This is a genomic window from Chitinophaga ginsengisoli, assembly GCF_003014595.1.
Lineage (GTDB): Bacteria > Bacteroidota > Bacteroidia > Chitinophagales > Chitinophagaceae > Chitinophaga > Chitinophaga ginsengisoli.
This window is the reverse complement of record NZ_PYGK01000011.1, coordinates 170,848-183,885: the sequence shown is the minus strand read 5'-3', so window position 1 is coordinate 183,885 and position 13,038 is coordinate 170,848. Positions and strand designations below refer to the sequence as shown.

The window sequence follows — 13,038 nt, the reverse complement described above, 5'->3', positions numbered from 1 at the left end:
AGCTACTTGTACCAATGGGGCGCCAGTCTGGCGAGCCTTTCGTGGGCCTGCATCGTATAATGCAGCCAGCCACGTATATAGTCACAGGCAGTACGGCCTCTTTCCAGTACTTCGTGATGGCAACCGCCGCCACAGAGATACCTGGCCCAGCACTGGTGACAGGGTTCCTGGTGATGCACGTGTCTTGATGCAAGCCAGTCGTTTTGTAAGGTAGGATTTATTCCATTAATAAGATCACCCATATGGCCCGCGGGTTCATTCACGAAACGGTGACAGGCAGCTAACTCACCATCGGCAGATACGCCCATATAACCGGCGCCGGCGCCACAGGGATAGGGCCTGTGTGTACCTTTGGCGATCTCTTTCAAGGCGTTCACCATATTCAGAAAAGGGAAACGCTTTCCCATGATGACATGCTGTTCAAAGAGCAGTCCGCAGGCTATCATGCCCTGCAACATCTGGTCCAGGTCTTCTTTTGACATTTCGCCTTTCCCACTGCTGGAACGCAGCAAGGGGGAAAAGCCTACGCTGTGAAAGCCCATGTCCACAAACTCCTGCAGTGTCTTTGTCAGGTCCATATTGGCTGGTGTGACCGTTACCCGGGCAGAGACCTGCATCCTACGCTGGGTGGCCAGTAATGGGCGGATCTTTTCAATGATCTGCTGGTAAGTGCCGGCGCCATTCTTCATGGGACGTAGCTGGTCATGCTGTTCGCCGATGCCGTCTAAACTAATGGTGACGGCGAAGCCATATTCCTCAAAAAAAGCGGCATCGTCTTCCTTCAGCAGGGTACCGTTAGAGGTCAGGGAGAAATTGACCTGTACATTCTTCCGGCGGCCTTCCTCAAACGCATATACAGTAGTATCCCTTAATGCTTTCCTGTTAATGAGTGGTTCGCCACCCAGAAAGGTGACCTGTACCTTGCTGCCAGGCTCACAGTCTTTCAATAAAAGGTTTATTGATTGCCGGGCAGTATCAGTCGTCATATTCTTCATAGGACCTCCAAAGTCGCCCTGGTCAGCGTAACAATAAGTACAGCCCATGTTACATTTCTGGGCAATGGCCAGCGACAGTGCATAGATCTTAGGGCTTTGCAGTGGCTCGTCGTTGATGAGGACCGGCATGTCCAGTCCGAGGGCGATCAGTTCATTGGCAATACCTGCTTCATCCCGTTGCTGCAGCAGTTGTTCTATACGGGCTTCAACGGTAGAAGAGATATTGTGTAAACGGCTGCCATTCACAACAAACAGCTGGGTATTGTGCGCGGTGGGCACCAGGTGAATCTGTGGAGAGCGTGGGACTGATTTTATGTTGATCAGCGAAGCCAATTCACTGGCAATCACTGCCAGTGAATCAGCCCCTGATTGTTGTGTAATAGCAGGAGACATTTATTTATCGATTAGTGAAGGGTTTGGATGCACCTGTGTACTAGGTTTGGCGGTTTTATCACTTTGTCCGCTGGTATCTCCTGATGTTCCGGAGGTAGACGGAGAGGCTACTGCATCACGGCCGTTGATAATAAAACTGAGCTCTCCCTGCCAGTCTTTGAAAAGATCATCGTAAGAGAAAAGGCGGGAGTCTGTACGATTGTCTGGGATATATTCTCCTGTGCGTCTTTTAGCCAGCCACATATCGCCATGACTGAGGCCATCTTCACCCGGTTCCACGTTCACATAGTCAGGCCGGCTGGCGGCCCAGTAATAGCAGGCACATTCCCGGTAGTCGTTCTGCCAGGGGGCACAGAGGCCATGTGTCAGTTCTCCGGGAGCAACGATAGTGGGCGATAATGCCGCTGTATTAGGCGTCATATAGCTGTTTACCGTCAGCGTGAACTCCGGATATTTTACCTTGTCGTTTAGTTCTCCTGGTTTGACTAGCACCGGCAGGGTTGCTTCACCTGCGGTGAATTGTACCCGCACAGTTTGTCCGGGTTTCAGATTAAAACCGGCAATGAGATTAGACCATTCCATAAACGCAGCACCATTCGGATTGTCTGTCGTGGTCAGATGGACATTGTCTCCTCCGGGGAATACTGGTCCTTCTCCGGGCACCATAGTAGGTTGTCCCTCTACGGCTACCAGGCGCCGGCCTTTTAAGTTAAAGCCGGTAGTATCATCAAGCACATAGTTATCATTTTCACTCATGGTCACATTCTGGAAAGTATGCCGCCATAAGTTCCTGAAGTCGAACTCCAGTCCGGGAAAGCAGTTAGAGATCGCAGCCCTGGGTAATACGCTGTATGGGTTACCTTCACCGCGGTAGTGTAATTGCGCAATGAGGTCATCAGCTTTCAGCGGTTGCCCGGGAACAGGAGGTGCTGATGGCGCCGGCGTAGCGTTGTCACTGGACTGGAACATAGCATTGGCTGCTGCCTGTATCACGTTATTGATCATCCGGTGAGTAAGTGTCAGGGCTCTTCCGTCGGCGCCCCTCATAAGACCGGGCATCTTACGGCGCTCTGAGTCCGAGAGGTCGCCGATCTTATGCGGTTTGCGGAGAGCAGAAGCAAACCAGGTGGCTGCTCCGGTGCTCAGACCGTTAAACACTCTTTCATGCAGGGTGCGAAGGGCCAGGTTGTCTACGATAGAACTTGCCATGATAGGTTCAAACAGGCGGCCAAAGTCGTTGGTATCCTGTCTTACCATGGTGCTGGCCACATTCTCCCTGCCATTAATGGGGTTGCCGTTCATGACAGCGGTGTTCATGAGCGTAATGGATTCAAAGGCGCGGCGGACTACTTCTTCAGCCACTTCAATAGGCACTTCTGTATCAGGTGCTGTGCCTTTGATGATCTGTTCCAGTTCATCAGACACGGCGCGGATAGGCAGGATGTCCGGAGCGAATGCCGGCGGCCCTGCCACTATATGTGCGGTAGCGCTGAGTGGCGCAATACTGTTATCAGTTGGTTGCAAGGTGGCGGTTACAATACCATCACACTCATCATCGAGGTAGCCCCAGCTTACCTGGTCGCCATCCTTTGTGCTGTAACCTGCAAATATCTGTGCAGGCATCGTATAGTTGGGATTGAAGTCAGCCTTCTCCGTATACCCCTGCCAACCGCCTTTAGTCGGATCATACAGTACCTGGTGATCGCTGGTGATAACCGGATCGTCAGTTGGTGGCGCACCTTCGCTTTCTATTCTTTTGGTCGCGGAGCCATATACGTTACCAGCAGCTGGCGTGAAGCGGAACCGTAAGCCCGGAAAGTCGTCTGATGGTTTGATGAATTGTACAGAACCGAGAGGCAATGTTCTGCCGTCCTTGAAGTTTGTGCACTCTCCAATCAGCTTGTATACATAAGAATCTTTGATGTTCTCCACGGTAGCGATGATCTGGTCTTTGACATTACCTGTTCTGCGGAATAGTTTCAGGTTGCCTACAGTCACTGACCAGCTGATATTGTCAAGGGAGAGACCAGCACTCTTCAACAATGCTTCTGTAAGGGGAACGAGCATATCCGGATTATCAGAAGTAATAGCAAAGAGTTCGAGGAAAGGTGCTACCGGACGAATGTAGCCGTCGTTTTGCGCAGGGTCCTTGAATTCGATCCTGTCGGGCACACTGGCGGTGACAGTATGATAAAGATTATCTACAGTGAATGTTGGTGCAGGTTTTATTTGTCTGAAATCAAGCGGTTTGTTATCCGGAATAACGAGGTCATATGCGTCTACAGGAAGCGGAGAAGCGCCCAGACGCCCTATTGCGATGGGTGGTAGGATACGGATTTCTTTTATTTGCATAACGTTTGTTTTTACTGGTTACTTAACAGCTGCAGATGCTTGTGAGCTCTTCTATTACCTGTAATAATTTTGCATCTGCTTCGAGCAGGGAGTAGAGGTAGCGATGATTGTGTTCTTTGGATTGGTTCAGCAGGGTCTGGATAATTGGTCCTGATGCCAGAATGAGATCTTTGTGTGCACGCCACCTGTTATGCTCACCTGTAGGTAATGATAAGGTGTAAGGCACGAGGAAAGGCGGACCGGCATATTTGGTATTTGCATTAATGGTCCCGGGATCCTGCAGTAGTGGTAATTGCACCATGACAGTGGCAATACTGCGCAGATTGTACATTTCCCCGAAAGTGGAATTGATGATCATACCGCGTGGGGAGATGGCGCCGGCATTGTTGTAGCCATTGTCCAGTACAAAACTGTGTGTAAGGAAATTCAGTAACATCCGGTAACGGATATTGAACAGATGTCCCCAGTTCTGCGCCTCTATGTTGGTGATGTAATCAAGTTGCTCATCAGTAGGATCGGAGATCTGTCCTTCGGAAGGTGATGACTCAGGACTATCAGCGCTGGTAGGTATCTCGGGGTTGACCGCCAGGTTGCGGGAGAATGACCAGCTTCCATCGCTATCTATCTGTTTAAGGGTCTTATATAAGTTCAGGAAGCGTACAAAGTGTGAATCCTGATTGTTTTCAGGCGAGGTGGCTTCGCCTTGTTCCGCTATTTCATTGATAGCATTATAGGCATCATCCCTGCTGGCAAGTGGCATCACGAGTACATCCGGAGTACCGGGTACGCCAGACATGGTATTGCCCCGCTGTCCGCCCTGGTAGCCGCGGCCCCATTCATCAAACTTGGCCTGGAATGGATATGTTTCTGCCTGGAAGGCTTCATCAGGAATAACGTCAGGATCTTTGATCAACTTGAGCAGCACCTCAAACAATGCTCCGACTGTATTGGGGTGTGGTACTTCTTTTTTAACGATGGCGACTATTTCCTCAGCGTCCGGATCGGTGCTGTCCAGCCAGCTCTGAGGGGCTTCCGCATATACATATTTTGCCAGTGAGTTTAAAGTCAGTGGTTCCAGTTTGAAGGGAAACGGATAAAAGGGTGTATCCCATGGATAGTCCTGTCTTTCGAAATGCAGGGGGGCACCGATCAGCTTCAGGACATTCTGTACAGAAATGAAATGTCCCATTTCTTCTTTGGCAATACCCAGGATCACCTCCTGCGCATTACGTATATCTTGCTGATGTTCCGGTGGTACCTGGGAACCGCCAAGACTATAGGCAGCATACAGGTATTGCAGCATCAGGCCGTGTTCAATCTCTGCATCGATGCATAAGAGGAATGAAACATAGTCTTTGCCATTGAATTCAGGAGGAATGGAAATCGGCGCTTCATCAGTTTCAAAAGTGGAGTATTCCATGGGCTGAATGCCTTTTCCTGTAAACTGGACGGACTTCAGGGCTTCTGTCCGCAGACGGTTGAGTTGCGCTCTTTTAAATACGGGTCCCAGGTAACGTTCAAAATTACGTTGCATGATGAGTAGATGTTTAGAATTTTAGTGAGTCGGAGTGGAATGAAACAATAGAGATCTTAACCTGCAATACTGCGGTTCACATGACTTGTTTGTAATAGTTATTTTGTCTATTAGTAAATGTACTTAGAATGAGCCGGTCAATTCGAGGTCTTTTAAAGATAAAGACTTTTTCCGTAGGTATCAAAATGATTTTTGAATTGAGAAGAAAACATATATATCCTTTCCCATGCATCTTCTCCATTTGAAAATACCAACTAGTTTGTATTTCCTATCGGCGAAAATACAGTTACATTGCATACATCAGGGAACCCCATTAAAATGATTGTCATGGCGGAAGAAAAAGCCCCCATTATCAACTGTCATACGCATGTATTTACAGGTGATCATGTGCCTCCTTATCTGGCGCGCACTTTTGTGCCCGAACCATTCCATTATCTTATTTCACTCAATGTATTGGTCAGTATTTTTCGCTGGTGGTATAGATGGCCGGCCAGGATACCGTATAGGCTCTGGTTTAAAAGACTACGCAGATGGTTCACGCATGTGAACCTGGTCTATAATAAATGCTGGCCGTTCACAACGATCCTGGAATATTATCTTTTCTTCCAGACCTTTTTTCTATTGAATAAATTATTACCTGCTGTGCTGCCGAAGGAGAACTGGTTGTCAAAAGTAACCAGCAACTTTATCGCATGGCTTTCGCCCTATATGTTGCCCATTCATGGCAAGTTCCTACAGGGATGCTTTGTCATCTTTGTGTTGTTGTTATTCCCAACTATCAGGAATTTCCTGTCATGGATGAGCAGTGGCTTAAAGAAGTTGCTGGTGATGTTGCCCGGCAAGCAGACGAAAGAGATGTTCGCCCGTTATCTGAATATCGGTCGTTATGCGTTTCACCGGCATCAGCGTACTATCTTCTCAAAGCTGAAATCCCAGTATCCTACTGGGACTGGCTTTGTGGTGCTACCGATGGATATGGACTATATGGACGCCGGTAAGAGTAGAACGAGGTATCGCGATCAGATGAAGGAACTGGCCGCCTTGAAAGAGGAAAATAAAGAAACCCTTTTTCCCTTTGTATTTGTGGACCCCAGGAGATGTGTGCCTGTAGGAGAGGAAAAACGGGCCATGGAAGGAGATAAACCTTTCTTTGTATGGAAGCAGGTGGGAGTTAAGGTTATCCTGGAAGATTGTTTCATTAAGGATTACCTGGAAGACAAACAATTCAGCGGGATCAAGATCTATCCGGCATTGGGTTACTTCCCTTTTGATATCAGGCTGCTGCCTTTATGGAAGTATGCGGCGGATAATAATATCCCCATACTGACACATTGTATCAAGGGAACTATTTTTTACAGGGGGCGGAAGCAAACAGCGTGGTATCAGCATCCGATATTTGAGCAACCTATGAGCAAACAGCAGAACGGGAAAAATGGGTATGATGGTTATGAAACAGATGAAGAGAAAGAAAACAAAGACAGTCTGAAAACGGACTATGTACCGCTGGACCTGCCGGAAACGAAGAACATTGATTTTACTACCAACTTTACACATCCTATGAACTTCCTTTGCCTGTTGGACAAAGGGCTGTTACATAAGGTGATCGGTGGTGAAGCATCAAGGAAGATAGCCAGTGAAAAGGACATTAAGCGGGTGAAGGAACTCTTCGGATATAGTGATACCGGATTAACCCGTGACCTGAGCAAACTAAAGATCTGCCTGGGACATTTCGGGGGAGATGATGAATGGCTCCGTTACTTTGAGAAGGACAGGAACAATTATAGTAGTCAGCTGACTAAACATCCTCACAGCGGTATTGAGTTCCTCAGAAAGAAGGACGGGACGCCATCACCAGGCAAGCCGGAACAGATCTGGCGTTATACTGACTGGTATTCCATTATCTCCAGTATGATGCTGCAGTATGACAATGTATATGCGGACATCAGCTATATACTCCACAATGACGCCGGCATCCTGCCTTTATTGAAAGAGACCTTACAGAACAAGGACCTGAGAGGGAAGGTCTTGTATGGTACTGATTTCTTTGTGGTACGCAATCATAAATCAGACAAGAATATGCTGGCTGATATGATGGGCGGACTGTCGGTTGAAGATTTTGACCAGGTGGCAAGAGCGAATCCAAGGAGTTTTTTAAACTTAAATAGCCCCGGTCAGCCTAAAGTCTTCACCATTGGCAAAACGGGAAACCCAGGCATATCGGAGAATGGACAGGGAAAAGAAAAATCAAAAGATCTCACCGACAGTGATGTACATGACTAAGATCATTCCTGGTCTACAAACAGCTGCTGCAGGCGTTCCAATGTTTCTTTTTCCGGGTGTTTCCACATTCCCCGCTGAATAGCTTCCAGCATACGTTCCGTCATGTCTTTCAATGCCCATGGATTTACCTGTTCTATGAATTGCCTGTTCTCTTCATCGAAGAGATATGCCCGGGTGATACCTTCATACATGAAGTCATCTATCAGGTCGGTGGTGGCGTCGTAAGCAAACAGATAATCCATCGTAGCCGCCATTTCAAAAGCGCCTTTGTACCCGTGTCGTTTTACGCCCGCAATCCATTTAGGATTGATCACACGGGAACGGTATACTTTTAACAGCTCTTGTTTTAATGTCTTTACCTGCGGATGTTCCGGGCGGGCATGATCCCCAAAATAGATAGAAGGCTGTGTACCCGTAATGGTCTGTACGGCATTGGCTAATCCTCCCTGAAATTGGTAGTAGTCGTCGGAATCCAGGATATCATGTTCCCTGTTGTCCTGGTTGTGCATGACGATCTGTATATCAGACAACCGTTTTTCAAATACCTCGTGGGCTGATTCGCCGATGCGGTCTGCGCCATAGGCATAACCACTCCAGTTGATGTAGACTTTTGCCAGGTCTTCTCTTGATTGCCAGTTCTTCTCATCGATGACTGCCTGCAGGCCGGCCCCGTAGGCACCTGGCTTGGAACCGAACACCCTGAATAGCGCACGTTTATGGGCCTTTTCCTCGTTGAGCCCTTTTGATTGCCATTCTTCTTTTTCTTTCAGAAAACGCTTTCTGACGGGATTCTGCTCAAAAGGCTCATCCAGCTGTGCTACTTTCTCTACTGCTGCATTAAAGAGTGAAATCACATCGGGGAAAGCATCCCTGAAAAAGCCGGAAATGCGCAGCATCACATCTACTCTTGGACGCCGTAAAGTGATCAGCGGAATGATCTCAAAATCGCTTACCCGCCTGTTAGCAGTCTGCCATACAGGTTTTACGCCCATCAGCGCCAGTGCCTGTGCAATATCATCACCACCGGTACGCATCGTGGAAGTGCCCCATACAGACAGTCCGATCGATTCCGGATAATCTCCATGCTCCTGCAGATACCTGTCGATGATCAGGTTGGCGCTCTTCACACCCAGGTTATAGGCAGTTTGTGTGGGGATGGCACGAACATCTACGGAATAGAAATTGCGTCCCGTAGGTAATACATCCAGTCGCCCTCTGGTTGGCGCACCTGAACTACCTGAAGGCACATAATGACCGTTCAGCCCCTGTAGCAGATTGGTGATCTCCTCGTTGGTAGCCTGTATCTTAGGTAATGTATTGTCGATAATAAACTGACAGTATTTGCGGGTAAGCGGGTACAGGGCAGCAATCGGGCTATGAGTTCCGGTAAGCGCCTCACTGATCAGTGTCTTCGCCAGTCCTTCAAGCACAGCTATTACATCTCCATTGATCCGGCATGATGAAAATGCGGTATGTGGGTTATTTGCTATGAAAGCGGCTTGATAGTCGCAATTCAAAGGGTCCAGCGCCAGACCCAGGTCCTGGGCCAGCACTTGTGTGATCCCCATTTTTCCAGCTACAGGCACACGATGTAAGGCTACGAGTAGATCGGTGAGCTGTTCTCCTTCCGGTACCTTACCCAGGATGTGCAGGCCATCCCTGATCTGTGCTTCTTTCAATTCACAGAGATAGCCATCCAGTTTTAGCAGCAATTCATCTATGTCTTTCACAGACGATTGCAGATCAGCTTCCAGATTTGCTTCCGCTACCAGTTGTGTGATCTGTGTTTTGATCACTGCTGTTCGTTTGGGATCTATGCTGTAGGCGTCGTAATATTCATCGATGAGATGTTCCAGTTTGGTCAGTATACCATAACTCTCCGCTCTTGTCATAGGCGGTATCAGGTGATCGATGATAATAGCATGATTCCTGCGTTTGGCCTGTGTGCCTTCACCGGGATCATTGATGATAAATGGATAAAAATGTGGGATGGGGTTTAACAACACCGCCGGGAAACAGGTCTCTTTGCTCAGTGCCACACTCTTGCCTGGCAGCCATTCGAGGTTACCGTGTTTGCCAACATGTACTACTGCATCCGCATTGAATACGTTGTTCACCCAGCAATAATAAGCCAGGTAAGCATAGGTAGGTGGCAGGTCAGGAGAATGATAGATCGCTTTAATGTCCTGATTATAACCACGGGCAGGCTGGATACTTACAAAGATATTCCCCAGCAGGAAGCCGGGGATAATAAATTCATCCGCATGATAGTTAGGAGAATCTTCAGGCTGTCCCCATTGCTGTTCAATCTTCTCTCTCAGCACGGAAGAAAGTGCATTATAGTATTGATAGAACTGTGGCAGTTTCAAACTCACCTGGTAAGGTCTGTATAAGGCAGTATCCGTATCGTTAGTGATATAATGTGTGATCAGTTCTATCAGCTCTGCACTATCTGCCGGAACGAATTCTCCTACATGATAGTCATATGTTTTTAGTGCATGCAGTATCTCTATCATGCTGGCAGGCGTATCGAGACCTACACCATTGGCCAGACGACTATCCTTGTTCGGATAGTTCGGCATGATGAGTGCGATGCGCTTGTCCTTATTTTCTTTATTCCTGATAGCTATCCAGTGTCTGGCGAATGCCACTACGAAGTCGCAACCTTCTTCATGCGTGGTGTATTTGAGGATGTCTGAATCCGTCAGTGCATCCCTTCCTAAGGAAGACTTAAACGAGACGGCAGTAGTAATAATCCTTCCATCTATCTCCGGCAGCGCGATGTTCATGGCGACATCTGTGGGGGTCAGGCCGAAGAGGTTCTCCTGCCAGATCTCTTTTGTGCAGGACGCGAAGATGGCCTGTATGACAGGCACATTCATCTTTCGGAAAATGAACTGATCGTCTGTTGTATCCAGCAGTGATTTAATAGAAAAGCTGGTGGTATTGAGGATCACGTCTATGCTGGTCCCTATCCTCTGTAACAGGTTGAATAGCTCATCACAGGTGGCCTGATCGCGGAGATTGCTGGCGAAGGCAATAACCGGATTGATACCCTGTTGTTCAAGCGCCGTGGCCAGGTAATATACCGGCTCCAGATTATCCGCCAGGTAATGGGTTTGATATACAAGGATTACCGCGTTCCCCGACGCATGTTGTGGCGCGATGGTATGTTCTTCCCCCGAAAGAATAATCCCCCGTTCCGGATGGAAGAGGAACAGGTCGGGCAAGCGTTGCGGTGCTTCAAACTCATAGGGTAGCTGAAAGAATGTATGGAAGACGTATTGCAGGCATTGCAGGTGATTGCGCCTGCCGCCTGCGCAAAGGTATTTCCAGACCGTGTCCGCTATATGAATGTCAACGGTAGAACTGTTGAGCAGTTCAATATCAGGTACATCATATCCCGGGAGGAATAGTACGGGGATCTTCTTCAGCTCACAGGTGATGCTGACAGCTTCGAACAGGTAAGGGTAATAGTTCTTACCGCCGAGCAACCGGCATATGACCAGTTTTGCCTCGCCGATCACTTCCTCTACATACTTATCGATCGTCAGTTCCTGTTTCAGGTATACCAGGTTGGCGATACGCAATGAGGGCAGGGGGGAATTCCCTGGTATGGACCGGCTGAGTGACCGTTCACCTGCTGCCTGCTGATACAGCTCCCGGTACGCATTGTTCAGGGAATGGATCTCTGTATCGGCGGCAGACAGGAACACAATGTCGCCTGGCTGTTGTTGTATATGGAAGACCCCTTCACCATTAGGGTTCCATCCTCCCGGAATAGTTGGAATAAGATGCATGTCTGATATTAGCTGACTACACTCAGTCTTTCATTGATAATAGTACCCAGGTCCTTGTCGTGTAACTCATCTCCAATGATGACCAGGCTTGTTTTACGCGTTTCACCATCTTTCCACTTACGGTCGAAATAGTGATCGAAACGGTTAGATACGCCTTGTAATACCATCCGCATCGGCTTACCGGGGATATCTATAAATCCTTTTATACGGTAGATCTCATATTCTTCGATCAGCTCTTTTAACGCTTCTACCAGTGTTTCCGGTGTATGCGGTGCATGAATATTCACTACTACGGAATCAATATCATCGTCATGCTCATGTTCCAGGCCATTGGCGTGATCTTCCTCATGATGAGAGTGGCGGCTGTCCAGGTCATCTTCCGCAGCTGCATTTACACCTAAGAGGATCTCTGCGGATAATACCCCATTGGCAGCAGCGACCATTTTCACATCCGGACGTACCTTGCCTGCGATGATCGCTCTTACTTCTTCATATTGGGGTTCGTCTACGAGGTCTTTTTTGGTCATCACAACCAGGTCAGCGCAGGACAATTGATCTTCGAACAGCTCTTCAATGGGTGTTTCATGATCCAGGGAATCATCTGCCAGTCTTTGTGCCTGTACACGTTCCCTGTCGCAGATCTCACCAGTGGCCTGTCCGACAACATCTACCACCGTTACTACTGCATCTACGGTGATCTGAGGTTTCAGCTCAGGCCAGTTAAAGGCATGCAGTAAAGGTTTAGGGAGTGCCAATCCTGATGTTTCAATGATGATGTGATCAATAGTATCCTTACGTTCCATCAGTTGCAGCATTACGGGCAGGAATTCTTCCTGTACGGTGCAGCAGAGACAACCGTTGTTCAGTTCAAGTACGTCGTCTTCATTGGAGCAGCAGGATTTCAGGATATCGCCATCTATACCCATTTCGCCAAACTCGTTGACAATAACAGCCAGCCTGCGGCCATTAGCATTCTGAATAAGGTTGCGGATCAGCGTAGTCTTACCTGAACCGAGAAAACCTGTGATGATAGTAACAGGAATTTTTGTTGCCATTGTGTATCTTTTAAAGCGTATTATGATTATTGGATTGTTGTAGTAATATTACTCCGTGGTTTTCTTTCTCTTATACAGGAACAACTGCCATTTTTCTTCTGCCACACCCGCCTTGTCCATTTCTGCTCTGCTCATAATGAAGAAGAGGTCAGACAGGCGGTTGATGTATGACAGGATATAATCGTCTACTGTATCTACTTTCATAAGCGATACCAGCAGTCTTTCCCCTCTGCGCATCTGTGTTCTTACTACGTGGCATAGCGCAGATATTTCATTGCCACCGGGTAAGAGGAAATAATCTGACTTGGTTGTCATACCTGCTTCCAGTTCATCGATCCATTGTTCACAGAATGCCGGACCATCTTCCGGTTTAGGATTTGGATTTTCTTTTTTACAATCAGACGGACGTGCTAAGTGAGACATCATATCCATCATGTCTTTCTGGATCTTGTGCAGGTTAGGCTGCCATTCATGGTCTGCGCCCAATTTTGCACGTAGCAATCCGATGGTGGAGTTGACTTCATCCAATGTACCGTAGCAGTTGACCCGTACATCGTCTTTATACACCCGGCTGCCGCCGAAGAGTGCAGTGGTGCCTTTATCTCCTTTCCTGGTATATATTTTCATGT

7 protein-coding genes are annotated in these 13,038 nt (G+C 47.9%); 1 reads left to right on the top strand and 6 read right to left on the bottom strand.

Features of this window, described 5'->3' with window-relative positions; translation table 11 throughout:
- Positions 1-2 precede the first annotated feature (2 nt).
- From CLV42_RS23435 to CLV42_RS23425, 3 genes are read right to left on the bottom strand one after another with little or no spacing between them, the layout of a single operon-like run.
- Positions 3-1,388, bottom strand: coding sequence for a radical SAM/SPASM domain-containing protein (locus CLV42_RS23435; protein ID WP_106604360.1), 1,386 nt, complete (start codon positions 1,386-1,388; stop codon positions 3-5).
- Positions 1,389-3,740, bottom strand: coding sequence for a hypothetical protein (locus CLV42_RS23430; protein WP_106604359.1), 2,352 nt, complete (start codon positions 3,738-3,740; stop codon positions 1,389-1,391).
- A 22-nt stretch (positions 3,741-3,762) separates the two neighbouring features.
- Positions 3,763-5,274 (bottom strand): ferritin-like domain-containing protein, encoded by a 1,512-nt coding sequence (locus CLV42_RS23425; protein WP_106604358.1) that lies wholly within the window; start codon positions 5,272-5,274, stop codon positions 3,763-3,765.
- 327 nt (positions 5,275-5,601) lie between these two features.
- On the opposite strand from CLV42_RS23425, the gene CLV42_RS23420 reads away from it, so the two are divergent.
- On the top strand, positions 5,602-7,554 hold the full coding sequence (locus CLV42_RS23420) for an amidohydrolase family protein (RefSeq protein ID WP_106604357.1): 1,953 nt from the start codon (positions 5,602-5,604) through the stop codon (positions 7,552-7,554).
- Between the two features lie 2 nt (positions 7,555-7,556).
- Here the strand turns inward: CLV42_RS23420 and cobN are convergent, their stop codons facing one another.
- From cobN to CLV42_RS23405, 3 genes are read right to left on the bottom strand one after another with little or no spacing between them, the layout of a single operon-like run.
- Positions 7,557-11,354, bottom strand: a complete 3,798-nt coding sequence (gene cobN, locus CLV42_RS23415; protein WP_106604356.1) for a cobaltochelatase subunit CobN — start codon at positions 11,352-11,354, stop codon at positions 7,557-7,559.
- Between the two features lie 8 nt (positions 11,355-11,362).
- The gene (gene cobW / locus CLV42_RS23410; protein ID WP_106604355.1) at positions 11,363-12,409 is read right to left on the bottom strand and encodes a cobalamin biosynthesis protein CobW; all 1,047 of its coding nucleotides are present in this window, start codon (positions 12,407-12,409) and stop codon (positions 11,363-11,365) included.
- 48 nt (positions 12,410-12,457) lie between these two features.
- A complete protein-coding gene (locus CLV42_RS23405) occupies positions 12,458-13,036 on the bottom strand; it encodes a cob(I)yrinic acid a,c-diamide adenosyltransferase (RefSeq protein WP_106604354.1) in 579 nt (192 codons plus the stop codon).
- Between the last annotated feature and the right edge of the window lie 2 nt (positions 13,037-13,038).